Below are 19227 nucleotides of genomic sequence, written 5' to 3' on the forward strand. Positions count from 1 at the left end.
TCCTGCTCCCCTGCCTTGCCGAGCCGTGCCGATTGAATTGCCGAACGTTGATCGCGGCCCGGGAAGGGCCGTGAGGGCTCAGAGCCCGAGATCCTTCTCCACGAAGCTAAAGAGCTCCTCATTGCTGGCTTTGCGCAGCGAGTCGAGGACTTCCTCGCCGCTCTCGTCGGACGCGCCCGGGGCCGCCAGCCTGGCGAGCAACGCCTCCAGGCGCTCGACCAGAACCACCCGCTCCGGGTCGTCCGAAGGCCGCGCGGACAGCGTCGCGCCGAGACGGTCGAGGTCGTCCACGGTGACGACGCCCCCGCCCGCACCGCGCCCGGGGGCGAGGCGCGCGGCGAGGTGGTCGCCCAGCGCCAGCGGCGTCGGGTAGTCGAAGATCAGCGTCGCCGGAAGCTGCTGCCCGACCAGCGCGCCCAGCTTGTTGCGCAACTGGACGGCGGTGAGCGAGTCGAAGCCCAACTCCGAGAAGGGCCGGTCCGCGTCGACGCCCCGCTCGCCGCTGTGCCCGAGGACGAGCGCCACCTCGCGGACCACCAGCGCACGTACCCGCTCGGTCCGCTGCTCGGCGTCGAGCCCGGCCAGCTCCGCGACCAGTGCGCCCGACTGGACCGAGGCGCCGGCCCCGGTGCCCGCGCTCGCCGCCGGCCGGCGGACGCCGCGTACCAGCGAGCGCAGGAGCGGCGGGGCGGACGCCGGATCGAGGCGGGCGGTGTTGAGGGCGACGGGCAGGAGGTGAGCAACGGGGGCGGCGATGCCGGAGTCGAGGAGGGCGAGGCCCTGCTCTGTGGTCAGCGGAGTGACGCCGCTGCGGACGAGCCGGGCGACATTGGTGTCATCCAACTGCCCGGTCATGCCGGACTGTTCGGCCCAGAGGCCCCAGGCGAGGCTGGTGGTGGGGAGTCCGCTGTGGGTGCGGTGGTGGGCGAGGGTGTCGAGGAAGGTGTTGGCGGTGGCGTAGTTGGCCTGTCCGGGGGCGCCGAGGGTGGCGGCGGCGGAGGAGTAGAGGACGAAGGCGTCGAGCTTGAGACCTTGGGTGAGTTCGTGCAGGTTCCAGGCTGCGTCGACCTTCGGTTGGAGGGCGGTGGTGAGGTGGTCGGGGGTGAGGTTGGGGAGGGTGGCGTCGGCGAGTGCGCCGGCGGTGTGGACGACGGCGGTCAGCGGGTGCTCTTCCGGAATGGTGTCGAGGAGAGCGGTGAGCTGGTCGCGGTCGGCGGTGTCGCAGGCGGCGATGCGCACGTCGGCGCCGAGGGCGGTGAGTTCGTCGCGCAGCTCGGTGGCTCCGGTCGCGTCGGGGCCGGAGCGGCTGGTGAGCAGCAGATGGCGTGCGCCGTGGGCGGTGACGAGGTGGCGGGCGGTGTGGGCGCCGAGGGTGCCGGTGCCGCCGGTGATCAGGACGGTGCCCTCCGGCTGGAGGGTGAGCGCCCGGTCGGGGGCGGCGGTGTGGCGGGTGAGCCGGGGTGCGAGCATTTGGCCGCCGCGCAGGGCGAGTTGGGGTTCGTCCAGGGTGAGTGCGGCGGGTAGGGCGGCCTCGCTGTCGGGGTGTCCGTCGGTGTCGACGACCGTGATCCGGCCGGGGTTCTCACTCTGGGCGCTGCGGATCAGGCCCCAGAGGGGTGCGTGGACGAGGTCGGTGACGTCCTCGTCGTCGGCGGTGGCGACGGCGCGGCTGGTGAGGACGACGAGGTGCCGGTCCGCGTTCGCCTCGTCGGCCAGCCATTCCTGTACGTGGCCGAGGGCCTGCGCGACGGCCCGGTGGACCCGGTCCGGCACGGGAAGGTCCGGGTGCTGATCGAGGGTCGCGTACACGTCGGGCTTGGCCGCGCCTTCCACCGGGACCTCCGCCCCGGCCGACAGCACGGCCCACGGCGTGGACGAGACCGCGAGCCCGGATACGGGCACCGGGTTCCACTCCACGGCGAACATCCGCCCGCTGTGCGCGTTCCCGCCGATCGACGCCAACTGGCCGCGGTCGACCGGCCGCACCGTCAGCCGCTCCACCCGGGCCACCGGCGCTCCCGCGGTGTCGGCCAGCGTGATGCGCGCCGTGTCCGCGGACTCGCGCCGCAGATGGGCACGGAGCGCCGAGGACCCGGTGGCGTGCAGCTCGACGCCGGACCAGGAGAACGGCAGCCGGGCGTCGTCGCCGTCGTCGGCCAAGAGGCCCAGGGCGTGCAACGTGGCGTCCAGCAGCGCCGGGTGGAGGCCGTAGCCCGTGGCGTCGGCTCCGGCGCCGAGCGCGATCTCGGCGTACACGTCGTCGCCTTCGCGCCAGGCCGCGGTCAGGCCCTGGAAGGCCGGGCCGTACTGGTAGCCGCGCAGAGCCAGGTCGTCGTAGACCGAGTCGACGGCGACCGCCTCGGCCCCGGCCGGCGGCCAGACGGTGAGGTCGGAGCCGAAGTCGGCCTCCGTGGCAGCCGTGAGCCGGCCCGTGCCGTGCAGCGTCCACGGCTCGCCCCGTCCGCTCCGCGAGTGGACGCTGACGGCGCGCCCGCCCTCGGCGTCCTCGGACGCGACGATCACCTGAAGGTGCACGGTGCCCTGGTCCGGGACGACGAGCGGAGCTTCGAGCGTGAGGTCCGCCAGGCGGAGCGCGCCCACCTGCTCACCCGCGTAGAGGGCGAGTTCGACGAACCCGCTGCCCGGCAGCAGCACGGTCCCGAAGACGGCGTGGTCCGCCAGCCACGGGTGCGTACGCAGGGAAAGCCGCCCGGTGAAGGTGACCGCGTCGCCGTCCGCGTGCTCCACGGCCGCGCTGAGCAGCGGGTGGTCGGCCGTACCCAGCCCCAGTCCTTCGGCGTCGCCGGTCGACGGCAGGGCGTCGAGCCAGTAGCGCTGGTGCTGGAAGGCATACGTGGGGAGATCGCCGAGTACGGGCGCCGCGGCGGTGGGCCAGTCGACGGGGGAGTGCACCGTGTGGACCGCGGCCATGGCGCCCGTGAAGGTGTCGGTCTGCCCCCGCTTGCGCTGTTGGGCCGCCACGGTGGTGGCGGGCGCGGTGAGGGTGTCGGCGGTGAGGGTCGTGAGTGTGGCGTCCGGGCCGAGTTCGAGGTACGTGCTCGTGCCGGCCTGCTCCAGATAGGCGGTCACCGCGGCGTATTCGACGGTCTGCCGCAGTTGCTCCGCCCAGTAGTCCGGCGAGGCCGCCTCTTCCGCCGTGAGGGGCTCTCCGGTGCGGTTGGAGACCACCGGCAGGGCCGGTGCCTGGGCGGCGGCCTCGGCGACGGCCGCGCGGAACTCCTCCAGGATCGGGTCCATGTGGGCCGAGTGGAACGCGTGGCTCACCCGCAGCCGCCGGGCGGTCACACCGATGTCGGAGCACCGCTCCGCGACCGTGTCCATGGCCTCGGCGTCGCCGGAGACGACGGTGGAGACGGGCGAGTTGTGCGCGGCGACCGAGACGCCGTCGACGTCCTTGAGCAGGCGGGCGACGGTGTCCCGGTCGGCGGCCACGGAGAGCATGGCGCCGCCGGTGGGCAGGGTCCCCATGAGCCGGGCCCGGGTGGCGACCAGCCGGGCGGCGTCGGCGAGGTCCCATACCCCGGCGAGGTGGGCCGCCGTCAGCTCCCCGATGGAGTGGCCGGCAAGGTGGTCCGGCCGGATCCCGAAGGACTCGGCCAGTCGGTAGAGGGCGACTTCGTAGGCGAAGAGTGCGGGCTGGGTGTAGGTGGTGTCGTTGAGCAGATGGGCTTCGGGGGTGTCGGCCTCGGCGAACAGCAGCGGCTTCAACGGGCGCGGCAGGTGGGCGTCCAGCGCCGCGCAGGCGTCGTCCAGTGCTTCGGCGAAGACGGGGTAGGAGTCGTACAGGTCGGCGCCCATGCCGGGGCGCTGCGCGCCCTGGCCGGTGAACAGCACCGCGAGCTTCCCGGCCCGGTACCGCCCCGCCACGGCCCGATCCGACTCCTCACCACGCGCGACGGCGTCCAGACCGGCGAGCAGCTCCTCGCGGTCCGTACCGAAGACCACCGCCCGGTGGTCCAGCACCGCACGCGCACGCACCAGAGACGCACCGACCGCGTGCAGGTCTGTCTCGGGCTCTCCGGTCAGGTGGGCCCGGAGCCGGCCCGCCTGCGCGGCCAGCGCCTCCGCCGTGTGCCCGGAGAGCGGCCACACCACCGGGCCCGGCCCGGCGGTGGCGACGGCCTCGCCGGCGTCGTCGGCCGGCGGCTCCTCGATGATCACGTGCGCGTTGGTGCCGCTCATGCCGAACGACGACACTCCCGCGCGCCTCGGCTTCTCGGCACGCGGCCACGGCACCTCGTCGCGGAGCAGTTCCACCGCGCCCGCCGACCAGTCGATGTGCGGCGACGGCTCGTCCACGTGCAGGGTCCGGGGCAGGACCCCGTACCGCATGGCCTGCACCATCTTGATCACACCGCCGACCCCGGCCGCGGCCTGGGTGTGGCCGATGTTGGACTTGATCGAACCCAGCCGCAGCGGCGCGTCCGCGGGCCGGTCCTGGCCGTACGTGGCGAGCAGGGCCTGCGCCTCGATGGGATCGCCGAGGCTCGTGCCCGTGCCGTGCGCCTCGACGGCGTCGACGTCGGCGGGGGAGAGGCCCGCGCCGGCCAGGGCCTGCCGGACCACGCGCTCCTGGGACGGGCCGTTGGGCGCGGTCAGGCCGTTGGAGGCGCCGTCCTGGTTGACGGCGGAGCCGCGGACGACGGCGAGGACCGGGTGGCCGTTGCGCCGGGCGTCCGAGAGCCGCTCGACCAGCAGCAGCCCCACGCCCTCCGACCAGCCCGTCCCGTCGGCCGCGCCCGCGAAGGCCTTGCAGCGTCCGTCAGGTGCGAGCCCGCGCTGCCGGCTGAACTCCACGAACATGTTGGGGCTCGCCATCACCGACACCCCGCCCACGAGGGCGAGATCGCACTCGCCCTCGCGTAGCGCCTGGCCCGCCATGTGCAGCGCCACCAGCGACGACGAGCACGCCGTGTCGACCGTGATCGCCGGGCCCTCCAGGCCGAACGCGTACGAGACGCGGCCGGAGGCGATGCTGCCCGCGCTGCCGATCCCGATCTGCCCCTCGAACCCCTCCGGGATCCGGGACAGACGCGAGTAGTAGTCCTGGGAGATGACGCCGGTGAACACACCGGTCCGGCTGCCGTGCAGCGAATGCGGGTCGATGCCCGCGCGCTCGAACGTCTCCCACGCGGTCTCCAGCAGCAGCCGGTGCTGCGGGTCCGTCGCGGTCGCCTCGCGGGGGCTCATGCCGAAGACCGCGGGGTCGAACTGCTCGGCCTCGTACAGGAAGCCGCCCTCGCGGACGTACGACGTGCCCGGATGGTCGGGGTCGGCGTCGAAGAGCGCGTCGGTGTCCCAGCCCCGGTTCTCCGGGAACGCACCGATCGCGTCCCGGCCCTCGGCCACCAGCCGCCACAGGTCCTCGGGCGAACGCACGTCGCCCGGGTAGCGGCAGGCCATCCCCACGATCGCGATCGGATCACCGTCGAGCCGGCCGCCGGCCGAGGGCACGTAGGCAGCCTCGGGCCGGACGCCGAGCACCGTCTTGCGCAGGTGCTCCGCGAGCGCGGTGGGCGTGGGGTGGTCGAAGACGAGGGTGGCGGGCAGCCGCTCACCGACGGCCGCGGACAGCCCGTTGCGCAGCTCGACGGCCGTCAGGGAGTCGATGCCGAGATCCTTGAACGAGCGGTTGACGGCGACCGCGTCCTCGCCGTGCCCGAGGACCGTACCGACGTGGCTCGCCACCAGCCGCAGCAGCACGTCCCGCTGCTCGGCGGCGCCCAGCCCCGAGAGCCGCCGCGCGAGAGCGGAGGAGTCCCCGCCGCCGGCCACGTCGGCCGCGGCCGCCTGGCGTCGCTGGGCGCGCAGCAGGCTACGGAACAGGGCGGGCGCCTGCGCCGCGTCGAGCCGCGCCGGATTGACGGCGGCCGGGACCAGGAACGGCACCGCGGAGACGCAGCCCGCGTCGAGGAGGGCGAGGCCCTGCTCGGTGGTCAGTGGCGCGAGACCGCCGCGGGAGAGGCGGGCGACGTCGGTGTCGTCCATGTGCCCGGTCATGCCGGACTGCTCGGCCCAGAAGCCCCAGGCGAGGCTGACGGCGGGCAGACCGCGGCGGGTGCGGTGGTGGGCGAGGGTGTCGAGGAAGGCGTTGGCTGCGGCGTAGTTGGCCTGCCCCGTCGCGCCGAGGGTGGCGGCGGCGGAGGAGTAGAGGACGAAGGCGTCGAGCTTCAGGCCCTCGGTCAGCTCGTGCAGGTGCCAGGCGGCGTCGACCTTCGGCTGGAGGACGGTGGTGAGGTGGTCGGGGGTGAGGTTGGCGAGGGTGGCGTCGGCGAGGGTGCCGGCGGTGTGGAAAACGGCGGTCAGCGGGTGGCCCGCGGGGATCGCGTCGAGGAGCGCGGCGAGCTGGTCGCGGTCGGCGGCGTCGCAGGCGGCGATCCGTACCTCGGCGCCGAGGGCGGTCAACTCGTCCCGGAGCGCCGCGGCATGGGGCGCGTCGGGGCCGGAGCGGCTGGTGAGCAGCAGGTGGCGTACGCCGTGGGCGGTGACGAGGTGGTGCGCGGTGTGGGCGCCGAGGGTGCCGGTGCCGCCGGTGATCAGGACTGTGCCCTCGGGGTCGAGCGTGAGGGTGTCGCCGGCCGGGGGAGTGTGGCGGGCGAGCCGCGGGACGAGGGGCCGGCCGTCGCGCAGCGCGAGCTGGGGCTCGTCGAGGACGAGAGCGGCCTCGATGTGCGGTGTGGGGTCGGCAGCGGGGTCGTCGGTGTCGATCAGGGTGATACGGCCGGGGTGCTCGCTCTGGGCACTGCGGACGAGACCCCACAGGGGTGCGTGGACGAGGTCGGTGACGTCCTCGTCAGCGGTGGTGGCCACCGCCCGGTGGGTGAGGACCACAAGGTGACGATCCGCGTTCGCCTCGTCCGCGAGCCATTCCTGTACGTGGCCGAGGGCCTGCCCGGCGGCGTGGTGGACCTGCGCCGTCAGCGGGCTTGCCGCGTCCGCGGGCTCCGGCGTCAGCCGGTCCGCGGAGGAAAGTACGGCGTCCGCCGCGGCCCCGGCCGTGAGGAGGGTCCAGTCGCGTGCCGCGGTGCTGACGGCGGGCGCGTCGGCAGGGGGGAGAGCGGCCCAGTCCATGCGGAAGAGCCGGTTGTGCGTGCTCGTACGGGCGTTGGCGAGCTGAACCGGGTCCAGGGGCCGCAGCACGAGGGAACTGACCTTGGCCACGGGCCGGCCGGTGACATCGGCGAGCACGACGGCGACCGTCGTCTCGTCCACCCGCGTGACCTGGGCACGGACGGTGCTTGCCCCGGTCGCGTACAGGCTCACGTCGTTCCACGAGAACGGCAGATACACGCCGCCGCTGATGGCGTCGGTGAGGCCGAGGGTGTGCAACGCGGCATCGAGCAGGGCGGGGTGGACGTCGAAGCCGGAGGCGTCGGTGGAGGCGTCGAGGCTGACCTCGGCGTAGAGGCTGTCGCCCAGGCGCCACGCCGCGGTGAGGCCCTGGAAGGCCGGCCCGTACTCGTTGCCGCGGGCGGCGAACGCCTCGTACAGGTCGTCGACCGGCACCTGCACCGCACCGGCCGGGGGCCAGGCGGCGAGGTCGTCGGCGACGGCCTCGGCGGGGCGCGCGGTCAGCACGCCGACGGCGTGCAGCGTCCACGGCTCGTCGTCCGACCCACGGGAGTGGACGGTGACCGAACGGTCCTCGGCGTCGTGCGGCCCCACCGCCACCTGGAGTTGCAGGGTGGCCTTGTCCGGGAGGACGAGGGGGGCTTGGAGGGTCAGCTCGGTGAGGTAGGGGTGCGCGGTGTGCTCGCCCGCGTGGAGGGCGAGGTCGACGAAGGCGGTGCCGGGGAGGAGGACGGTGCCGTTGACGGCGTGGTCGGCGAGCCAGGGGTGGGCGCGCAGACTGAGGCTGCCGGTGAACGTGACAGAACCGTCCACGGCGGCGTCGACGGCGGCGCCGAGGAGGGGATGGGTGCTGGGGCGGAGGCCCAGGTCGGCGGGGTCGCTGCTGGGAGTGGGGACGTTGAGCCAGTAGTGCTCGTGTTGGAAGGGGTAGGTGGGGAGGTCGGTGAGGGGTGCGGAGGGCTGGTGCCAGTCGACGGGGGCGCCGTGGGTGTGGAGGTGCCCGAGGGCGAGGCGGAGTTGGGTGGGGGAGTGTTCGTGGCGGCGGAGGGTGCCGGTGGCGATGGCCGCCGGGTCCGTGTCGGTGATGGCCGTGGTGAGGGTGGGGTGAGGGCTGGTTTCGACATACGTGGTGTGTCCGTCGGTGATCAGCCTCGTGAGGGTGTCGTGGAAGCGGACGGTCTCGCGGAGGTTGGTGTACCAGTAGTCGGCGGTCAGGCCGGTGGTGTCGAACTCCTCGCCGGTGACGGTCGAGTAGAACGGGATCGACGCTGCCTGCGGCTCGATTCCCGAAAGCGTGCTGAGCAGGGTGTCGCGGAGCGCGGTGACGTGGGGGCCGTGGGACGCGTAGTCCACCGGCAGCAGCCGATTGCGTACCCCCGCCTTCTCGCACTGAGCGAGGTACGCCTTCACGGCGTCGGTGTCGCCGGAGATCACGGTGGCGGTCGGGCTGTTGACCACGGCGACCGACAGCTTGCCATCCCATGCCGCGATCTCGTCGGTGACCTGGCTGTGCGGCAGCGCTACGGACGCCATGGCGCCCTGGCCGGACAGGACGCGGATGGCCTGGCTGCGCAGGCACACCACCTTCGCCGCGTCGTCCAGTGTGAGGGCCCCGGCGATGTGGGCGGCGGCGATCTCGCCCTGGGAGTGGCCGATGACCGCATCCGGGCTGATGCCGTGGTGCTGCCACAGCCGGGCGAGGCTGACCATGACCGCGAACAGCGCGGGCTGGACGACGTCCACCCGCTCCAGCAACGCGCCCTCGGGATCGGCCAGGACGTCGGTGAGCGACCAGTCGTCCGCGTAAACGGACAGCGCCGCCTCGCACTCCGCGATCGCCTGGGCGAACACCGGCTCGGTCTCGATCAGGTCGGCGGCCATGCCCGCCCACTGCGCACCCTGACCCGGGAACACGAACACCGTCTTCCCCTCGGACTGTTCGCCACTGGCGACCACCCGCGCGGACGGCTCGCCCGCGGCGATCGCCGCCAGGCCCTCCAGCAGTTCGTCCCGCTCACCGCCCACGACCACTGCCCGGTGGCCGAGGGCAGAGCGCGTGGTGATCAGGCTGTGCGCCACCTCCGCCGGTGAGACTTCCGGCCGCTCCAGCAGATGGGTGTGCAGTCGCCCCGCCTGGTCGGCGAGCGCTTGCGGCGTGTGGCCGGAGATCGGCCACGCCACCACCCCGCCCGATTCGGCGCCCTCACCCGCGGTCTCGGGCTCCGGCGCCTGCTCGATGATGATGTGCGCGTTGGTGCCGCTCATCCCGAACGACGAGACACCGGCGCGACGGGGCCGCTCCTCCGGTACGTCCCAGGGGCGCTGCTCGGTGAGCAACTGCACGGCGCCCGCGGTCCAGTCGATGTGTGACGAGGGCTCATCGACGTGCAGCGTCTGGGGAAGCACGCCTTCCCGCATCGCCATGACCATCTTGATGACGCCGCCGACACCGGCCGCGGCCTGGGTGTGCCCGAGGTTCGACTTCAGCGACCCCAGCCACAGCGGCGTGTCTTCTGCGCGGTCCTTCCCGTAGGTCGCGAGCAGTGCCTGCGCCTCGATCGGGTCGCCCAGCGTCGTTCCCGTGCCGTGCGCCTCGACCGCGTCCACGTCCGAAGTCGACAAACCGGCATTGGCCAGCGCCTGCCGGATCACCCGCTGCTGCGACGGACCGTTCGGCGCCGTCAACCCGTTCGACGCACCGTCCTGGTTCACCGCAGAACCACGCACCACCGCGAGCACCTTGTGCCCGTTCCGGCGCGCGTCCGACAGCCGCTCCACGAGCAGCAGCCCGACACCCTCCGACCAGCCGGTGCCATCCGCCCCGTCCGCGAACGCCTTGCACAGCCCATCCGGCGCCAGCCCGCGCTGCCGGCTGAAGACGACGAAGGCGTGCGGTGTCGGCATGACGGTGACGCCTCCGGCCAGCGCGAGATCGCACTCGCCCTGGCGGAGGGACTGCGCCGCCATGTGCAGCGCCACCAGCGACGACGAGCACGCCGTGTCCACCGTCACCGCGGGGCCCTCAAGACCCAGCGTGTACGAGATCCGGCCCGACGCGATGCTGCCGAGAGTGCCCGTGCCCATGAAGCCCTCGTACTCGTCGGGCACGGACGGCAGGCGCGTCAGATAGTCCTGGTTGACCAGCCCCGTGAAGACACCTGTCCGGCTGCCGTGCAGCGCCTGCGGGTCCATGCCCGCGCGCTCGAACGTCTCCCACGCCGTCTCCAGCAGCAGCCGCTGCTGCGGGTCCGTGGCCACCGCCTCGCGCGGGCTGATCCGGAACAGCGCGTGGTCGAACTCGGCGGCGTCGTACAGGAAGCCACCGCGGCGGACGTACGAGGTGCCGAAACGCGACGGCTCGGGGTCGAAGATCGCGTCGAGGTCCCAGCCGCGGTCCTCGGGGAACTCCCCGATGCCCGTACGGCCCTCCGCGAGCATCTGCCACAGGTCCTCCGGCGAGGCGACGCCGCCGGGGAAGCGGCAGGCCATGCCGACGATCGCGATCGGCTCGTCGTCCGCCGCCGTCGTGCGGTGGGCCGGCGCCAGGGCCGCGGCGGACGGCGTGCCGCTCTCGTCGAGGACGGTGGCGAGGAGGAAGTCCGCCAGTACGGCGGGCGTCGGGTAGTCGAAGACCAGCGTCGAGGCGAGGACGAGGCCCGTCGCGCCCGCGAGGCGGTTGCGCAGTTCGACGGCGGTCAGCGAGTCGAAGCCCAGCTCCTTGAAGGGGCGGGTCGGGTTCACCGCCGCGCCGCTGCCGTGCCCGAGGACGGCGGCGACGTGGACGTTGACGAGGCTCAGCAGGTGCTTGCGCCGGTCGTCCCGGGTGAGCCGGACGAGCTGGTCGGCCAGTCCCGACCCGCCGTCCGTGACCGCCGAGGCGGCGACGCGCCGGCCTCCGGTGCGTACCAGACCGCGCAGCAGCGGCGGCACCGTACCGCTCACGCGGCTCGCGTCGACCAGGGCGGCGACCAGCATCGGGTGGCCGCTGGCAAGGCCTTCGTCGAAGAGCCGCATGCCCAGCTCGGTGCCCAGCGGCGTCACACCGCCGCGCTCCAGACGGGCGAGCGCGTCGGCGTCCATGTGCTGCGTGAGCCCGGATGCCTCGGCCCAGAAGCCCCACGCGAGGGACAGCGTGGGCAGACCGGTGCGGCGGCGCTGTGCCGCGAGGGAGTCGAGGAAGGTGTTGGCCAGCGCGTAGTTGGCCTGGCCGGGCGCGCCGAGGGTGGCGGCGGCGGAGGAGAAGAGGACGAAGGCGTCCAGGTCGGCGTCGGCGGTCAGCTCGTGCAGGTTCCAGGCCGCGTCGACCTTCGGGCGCAGCACGGACCGCAGCCGCTCGGGGGTGAGGTTGGCGACCGTCGTGTCGTCCAGCGCCCCGGCCGCGTGGATGACGCCGCGCAGGGGGTGTTCGGCGGGGAGGGTGCCCAGGAGCGCGGCGAGCCGGTCGCGGTCCGCCGCGTCGCACGCCTCGATACGGACCCGGGCGCCCAGCGCCGTCAGCTCCTCCCGCAGCTCCGCCGCCCCGCTCGCGTCCGGTCCCGACCGGCTGACGAGCAGCAGGTCCCGTACGCCGTGCTCGGTGACCAGGTGCCGGGCGAAGTGCCCGCCCAGCACGCCCGTGCCGCCGGTGATCAGCACGGTACCGTCGGCGCGGAACGGAGTGGGCAGGGTGAGGACCACCTTGCCGATGTGCCGCGCCTGGCTGAAGTACCGCAGCGCCGTCCGCGCCTCGTGGAAGTCCCACGCCGTCACGGGCAGCGGCCGGAGCGTCCCCGCCTCGCACAGCTCCCGCAGCTCGGCGAGCATGACCTGCACCCGCTCCGGCGTCGCTTCGCCGAGGTCGAAGGCGCGGTAGGCGACGCCGGGGTTGTCCGCGCGGACGGCGTCGGCGTCGCGGATGTCGGTCTTGCCCATCTCCATGAACCGGCCGCCGTCGCCCAGCAGCCGCAGCGACGCGTCGACGAAGTCCCCGGCGAGGGAGTTCAGTACGACGTCCACCCCGCCCTCGGCACCGAGGGCCGTCCGGAAGTGCTCCTCGAAGTCCAGCGTCCGCGAAGACGCGATGTGGGCGTCGTCGAGCCCGTGCTCCCGCAGGATGTGCTGCTTGCCGGGGCTCGCGGTGGCGAAGACCTCCACGCCCCAGTGCCGCGCGAGTTGCAGGGTTGCCATGCCGACGCCACCGGCGCCGGCGTGCACCAGCAGCTTCTCGCCGGGCCGGATCCGCGCCAGGTCGGCCAGTCCCAGGTACGCGGTGAGGAAGACGATCGGCAGCGTCGCCGCCTCCGCGAAGCTCCACCCCCGCGGAATCGCCGTCACCATCCGGGCGTCGGCCTTGGTCACCGGGCCCGTACCGTGGATCAGCCCCATCACGCGGTCGCCGACCGCGACATGGGAGACGTCGGAAGCCACCTCCAGTACGACACCGGCGCCCTCGCCGCCGAGGGCGCGTGCGTCGTCCACCACGCCCAGGGCGACGGCCACGTCACGGAAGTTCAGCCCCGCCGCGTGCAGCCGGATACGGACCTCGCCGGAGGCAAGGGGCGCCTCGGCCTCCGGGAAGTCCACCAGAGCGAGGTCTTCGAGGGTGCCCCGGCCCGTGACGCCCAGCCGCGTACCGACGCCGTCCCCGGCCTGCGCGAACCGCTCGGCCCCGGGGTACCGGGTCAGCCGGGGCACGTGCGCGGTGCCCTCGCGCAGGGCGACCTGCGGCTCGTCGAGGGTGAGTACGGCGGGCAGGGCGGCCAGGCTGTCGTCGTGCCCGTCGGTGTCGACGAGGACGATACGGCCGGGGTTCTCACTCTGGGCGCTGCGGAGCAGCCCCCACAGAGAAGCGTGGACGAGGTCGGCCGGCGACTCGCCGGGCTGTGCGGCGACGGCGTTCCCGGTGACGACGACCAGCCGGTCCTTGCTCCGTGCGTCGTCGGCCAGCCACTCCTGCACCACGGCCAGTGTGCCCTCGGCGGCGGCCTGCACCTGCTCGGGCACGGACCGCTCGGCGTCCACCGCGTCGAGCACGGCATGCGTCGGCCTGCCCTCCAGCCACCGCGCCGGGACGCCGAGCGCCACGGCCGCCCACCCCTCGCCGGCGGCCGCCTCGGACGTCGCCTCCGGTACGGGGACGGGCGTCCACCCGACGGAGAACAGCGAACTGTGCGGGCGGCCGGAAGCGGCGGCCTTGAGCTGCGCCGGGTCCACCGGGCGCAGGGTCAGCCGGCCGACCCGGGCCACGAGGCGGCCGACCGGGTCGGCGAGGGTCAGCTCCGCGCTGTTCGCCGAGTGCCGGACGAGCCGTACGCGGAGGGTCGTCGCGCCGGTGGCGTGGAGCTGCACATCGCTCCAGGCGAACGGCAGCAGCACCTCGCCCGTCGCGGCGCCGTCCAGGGCGAGGGTGTGCAGGGCGGCGTCGAGCAGCGCGGGGTGCACGCCGTAGCCGTCGGTGTCGGCGTCGACGTGTACCTCGGCGAAGAGGTCGTCGCCCTGGCGCCAGGCCGCGGTCAGGCCGCGGAAGGCGGGGCCGTAGTCGTAGCCGTGGGCGGCGAGGTCGTCGTAGAGGCTGTCCGTGGCCAGGACATCGGCGCCCAGGGGCGGCCAGGCGGTCAGGACCTCGTCCGTGTCCGCGGAGGCGGGGGAGTGGGCGGCGAGCGTCCCGCGGGCGTGGGTGGTCCACGGCTCGCCGGCGTCGGCACCCTCGGGGCGGGAGTGGACGGTGACGGTTCGCGTGCCGGTCTCATCCGTCAGGCCGGTGATGACCTGGAGCTGGAGGGTGGCCTTCTCGGGGATGACGAGGGGGGCTTGGAGGGTCAGCTCGGTGAGGTAGGGGTGCGCGGTGTGCTCGCCCGCGTGGAGGGCGAGGTCGACGAAGGCGGTGCCGGGGAGGAGGACGGTGCCGTTGACGGCGTGGTCGGCGAGCCAGGGGTGGGTCCGGAGGCTGAGGCTGCCGGTGAGGACGGTGGACTCGTCGCCGCCCTCGGCGAGTTGGAGGGTGGCGGGGAGAAGGGGGTGGTTCGTGTCCTGGAGGCCGAGGGTGGCCGGGTTGGTGTGGGCGGTGGGGACGTCGAGCCAGTAGTGCTCGTGTTGGAAGGGGTAGGTGGGAAGGTCGGCGGGGTCGGTGGGGGTGGTGTGCCAGTTGACGGGGGTGCCGTGGGTGTGGAGGTGGGCGAGGGCGAGGCGGAGTTGGGTGGGGGAGTGTTCGTGGCGGCGGAGGGTGCCGGTGGCGATGGCCGCGGGGTCGGTGTCGGTGATGGCGGTGGTGAGGGTGGGGTGGGGGCTGGTTTCGACGTAGGTGGTGTGGCCGCTGGCGATCAGCCGGGTGAGGGTGTCGTGGAAGCGGACGGTCTCGCGGAGGTTGGTGTACCAGTAGTCGGCGGTGAGTCCGGTGGTGTCGAACTCCTCGCCGGTGACGGTCGAGTAGAAGGGGGTCGATGCCTCGACCGGTTCCAGGCCCGCCAGCGTGTCGAGGAGTGTCTCGCGGAGTGTGGTGACGTGGGGTCCGTGGGAGGCGTAGTCGACGGGCAGCAGCCGGTTCCGTACACCGGCTTCTTCGCACTGGGCCAGGTAGGCGTTGACGGCGTCGGTGTCGCCGGAGATCACGGTGGCGGTGGGGCTGTTGACCACGGCGACGGACAGCTTGCCGTCCCATGCGGCGATCTCTTCCGCGACCTGGGTGTGCGGCAGTGCGACGGAGGCCATGGCGCCCTGGCCGGACAGGACGCGGATGGCCTGGCTGCGCAGGCACACGACCTTCGCCGCATCGTCCAGGCTCAGCGCCCCGGCGATGTGGGCGGCGGCGATCTCGCCCTGGGAGTGGCCGATGACCGCATCCGGGCTGATGCCGTGGTGCTGCCACAGCCGGGCGAGGCTGACCATAACGGCGAACAGCGCGGGCTGCACCACGTCCACCCGCTCCAGCAACGCGCCCTCGGGATCGGCCAGGACGTCGGTGAGCGACCAGTCGTCCGCGTAAACGGCAAGGGCCGCCTCGCACTCGCGGATGGCCTGGGCGAAGACCGGCTCGGTCTCGATCAGGTCGGCGGCCATGCCCGCCCACTGCGCACCCTGGCCCGGGAACACGAACACCGTCTTCCCCTCGGAGCGATCACCTCCGGTCACGACCCGTGCCGAAGGCTCACCCGCCGCCACCGCGGCCAGCCCCTCCAGCAGCTCGTCCCGCTCACCACCCACGACCACCGCTCGGTGGCCGAGGGCAGAGCGCGTGGTGATCAGGCTGTGGGCAGCCTGCGCCGGGCCGATCTCCGGCCGCTCCGACAGGTACGCGTGCAGTCGACCGGCCTGGTCGGCGAGCGCCTGCGGCGTGTGGCCGGAGACCGGCCACGCCACCACCCCGCCCGATTCGGCGCCCTCACCCGCGGTCTCGGGCTCCGGCGCCTGCTCGATGATGACGTGGGCGTTGGTGCCGCTCATCCCGAACGACGAAATGCCCGCCCGCCGCGGCCGCTCCTCGTCCACCGTCCACGGCCGCTGCTCCGTCAGCAGCTCCACCGCTCCGTCGTTCCAGTCCACGTGCGGCGACGGCTCGTCCACGTGCAACGTCTGCGGGAGAACCCCCTCCCGCATCGCCATCACCATCTTGATCACACCCGCCACACCGGAGGCGGCACGCGCGTGACCGATGTTGGACTTCAGCGACCCCAGCCACAGCGGCTGCCTGTCGGCGCGGTTCTTGCCGTAGGTGTCCAGCAGCGCCTGTGCCTCGATCGGGTCGCCCAGCGTGGTCCCCGTACCGTGCGCCTCGACCGCGTCGATGTCCGACGCCGACAGCCGCGCGCTGACGAGCGCCTGCTCGATCGCCTTGCGCTGCGCCGGCCCGTTGGGCGCGGTCAGGCCGTTGGACGCGCCGTCCTGGTTGATCGCGGAACCGCGGACCACCGCCAGCACCCGGTGGCCGTTGCGCTGCGCGTCCGACAGCTTCTCCAGGAGAAGCAGGCTCGCGCCCTCCGACCAGCCTGTGCCGTCGGCCCCGGCCGCGAAGGGCTTGCAGCGGCCGTCGGGGGACATGGCCCGCTGCCTGCTGAAGATCACGAAGCAGGTGGGCGCGGACATGACGGTGACACCTCCGGCGAGGGCGAGCGACGACTCGCCCTTCCGCAGCGACTCACACGCCAGGTGCATGGCCACCAGCGACGACGAGCACGCCGTGTCCACCGTCACCGCGGGACCCTCGAAGCCGAAGGTGTACGACACACGCCCGGAGGCGACGCTCATCGAGGCGCCCGTGCCGATGAACCCCTCGTACTCCTCCGGTACGGAGTCCAGCCGGCTGATGTAGTCCTGGTCCTCGACGCCCGCGAACACGCCGACCGGCCGCCCGCGTTCGGCGGCGGGGTCGATGCCCGCGCGCTCGAACGCCTCCCACGCCGTCTCCAGCAGCAACCGCTGCTGCGGGTCCGTGGCGGTGGCCTCGCGCGGGCTCATCCCGAAGAACTCGGGGTCGAACTCCGCGGCGTCGTGCAGGAATCCGCCGTGCCTGGAGTAGCTGGTGCCGGGGTTGTTCGGGTCCGGGTGGTAGAGGGCGTCGGTGTCCCAGCCCCGGTTCGTCGGGAACTCGGAGATCGCGTCGGTGCCGTCCGCGACCAGCCGCCACAGGTCCTCGGGCGTCGCCACCCCACCCGGCAGCCGGCAGGCCATGCCGACGATCGCGATCGGCTCGTCGCCGTCCGTTTCGAGCTGACGGAGCCGCTGGCGGGCCTGCCGCAGCTCTGCGGTGACCCACTTGAGGTGGTCGAGAAGCTTCTTCTCGTTCTCCATTAGCGCAAGCTCCTTGAGCGATCGGGGTGGTTCGTGGGCGTGTTCGGTGCGGTGGAGAGCGCCATCACGATTTCCCGAACTCGTCACTGATCAGGTCGAAGAGTTCTTCCGCGGTCACCGCGTCGAGGTCTTCGTTCGCACGTTCGTCGTCTGCCTGGTCGGGGCCGTCGCCGCCCCACTTGGCGAGCAGCACCTGCAGTCGGCCGGCGATCTTGCGGCGGCCGCCGTCGTCGAGCGCGAGGACGCGCAGGGTCTCGTCGAGCTTCTCCAGCTCGGCGAGGACGGACGCCTCGCTGGCCGTGTCGTCCTCGGCGATCCCGTCCAGCAGGTGGCGGGCGAGGGCGAGGGGGGTGGGGTAGTCGTAGAGGAGGGTGGCGGAGAGCTTCAGCCCGGTGCCCGCGTTGAGGGCGTTACGGAGCTTGACGCTGCCGAGCGAGTCCAGTCCGATGTCGCGGAACGCCTTCTCGGGTTCGACGGCGTCCGCCGAACGGTGGCCGAGCACGGTCGCCGTCCGCTCCCGTACGAGGTCCAGCACGATCTGCTCGCGGTCGGCCCGCGAACCCGCGCCCTGGACCTGCTGCCGCAGCGCCCCGGCCGCGGCGACGCCGTCCGCGGCCGTGCTGTCCGCGGCCTGCCAGGCGGCCCGCACCTCGGGGAACTCGGCGAGCAGCGGATTGCGCCGGATCGCCTCGGCCTGCGCGGTGGAGACGAGCGGCCAGTCGAGGTCGGCGACGACCAGGTGCGTCTCGTCCCGGTCGAGCGCTTCCTGCAGCGCTGCGACGGCGGTGTCGGGGGCCAGCGGCCGGATGCCGGTGTTCTCGATGTTGCGTTCCACCGCCTCGTCGGCCGCCATGCCCGCGCCGCCCCACGGACCCCAGGCGATCGAGGTCGCCGGGAGGCCGACGGCGCGCCGGTGCTCGGCGAAGGCGTCGAGGTGGGCGTTGGCCGCCGCGTAGTTGGCCTGGCCCATGCCGCCGAGGACACCGGCGACCGAGGAGAACAGCACGAAGGCGTCCAGGTCGTGATCGGCGGTCAGCTCGTGCAGGTTGACGGCGGCGGTCACCTTCGGCTGGAGCACACGCTCCAGCCGCTCGGGCGTCAGGGCGTCCACGACCCCGTCGTCCAGCACGCCCGCGGCGTGGACCACGGCCGTCAGCGGGTGCTCCGGCGGGATGGAGGCCAGCACGGCGGCCAGTGCCTCGCGGTCGGCCGCGTCGCAGGCGGCGACGGTGACGTCCGTGCCGCCTGCGGCCAACTCCGCGCGCAGCTCCGCTGCACCGGGGGCCTGCTCACCGCGACGGCTGGTGAGGACGAGACGGTCGGCACCCCGGTCGGCCAGCCAGCGGGCGACATGGGCGCCGAGCGCGCCCGTACCGCCGGTGACCAGCACGGTGCCGGAGGGCCGCCAGTCGCGTTCGGGCGTACGAGCCGTCGCAGCCGTACGCAGCCGGCAGCCGAACGCACCACCCGGCCGGAGCGCCACCTGATCCTCGCCGTCCCGACCGGACAGCGACGCTGCCAGCATCCGGCCGACCCGCGCGTCCAGCGGACCGGCGACGTCGACCAGGCCGCCCCAGCGGTCGGGGTGCTCGGCCGCCACCACCCTGCCCATGCCCCAGACCTGCGCCTGCGCGGGCCTGGTCACGGTCTCCGACGGGGCGGGTGCCACGGCGCCGCTGGTGAGGCTCCACAGGGGGACGTCCCAGCCGGCATCACCGAGAGCCTGGACGAGGGTTACCGTGCCGGCGAGCGCGAGGTCGTCGTCGGCCGGCGCCAGGAGGGACAGGACGCCGGCCATCGGGCCGTCGTCTGTCAGCGTGCCGAGGGCCTTCGCGAGCGAGGTGCGATCCGCGGCTGCGGTGTCCATCGGCAGCGTGACGGCCTCGGCACCGGCGGCGCGCAGCGCGTCGGCGCACCAGGTCGCCCAATCGGCGGGCTCGGTCGAGCCGTTGAGGGCTTCGGGTACGACGACGAGCCAGCGCCCGGTGAGCGTGACGGAGGCGGGTTCGGCGAGCGGCGCCCACCCCAGCCGGTACCGGGCGGTGGAGACGGCCGACAGCTCCGTTTGCCGCTTACGCCACGAGGACAGCACCGGCAGCACCGGCGAGAGCACGGCCTCCGGGTCCCGGTCCGTCGCAGCGGCGAGCCCGAGTGTCTCGGCGAGCGAGTCGAGGTCGCCCTGCTCGACGGCCTGCCAGAACTGCTCCTCGGACGCATGCCGACGCTGAGGGGTGGTCGGGCGGCCCGGGGTGTCGTGGAGCCAGTAGGTGTGGTGTTGGAAGGCGTAGGTGGGGAGGTGGGTGGTGTGGGTGGTGGTGGGCCAGGTGAGGGGGGTGTGGGTGGTGTGGACGGTGGCGAGGGCGGTGGTGAGGG

General features: G+C 73.5%; 2 protein-coding genes. Both read right to left on the minus strand.

What is annotated here, in order from left to right; all coding sequences use genetic code 11:
- Positions 1–78: 78 nt before the first annotated feature.
- Positions 79–16854, minus strand: coding sequence for an SDR family NAD(P)-dependent oxidoreductase (locus tag ABGA99_RS33745; protein ID WP_347584121.1), 16776 nt, complete (start codon positions 16852–16854; stop codon positions 79–81).
- Positions 16855–16918: 64 nt separating this feature from the next.
- Positions 16919–19227: SDR family NAD(P)-dependent oxidoreductase (locus ABGA99_RS33750; RefSeq protein ID WP_347584122.1), on the minus strand; the 2309-nt coding region annotated here is incomplete at its 5' end.

The sequence above is a fragment of the Streptomyces sp. B5E4 genome, assembly GCF_039871555.1.
Classification (GTDB): domain Bacteria; phylum Actinomycetota; class Actinomycetes; order Streptomycetales; family Streptomycetaceae; genus Streptomyces.

Excerpts from the sequence above, each read along its gene's own strand:
- ABGA99_RS33745 (WP_347584121.1), bottom strand. The coding sequence starts at position 16,854 with ATGGAGAACGAGAAGAAGCTTCTCGACCACCTCAAGTGGGTCACCGCA.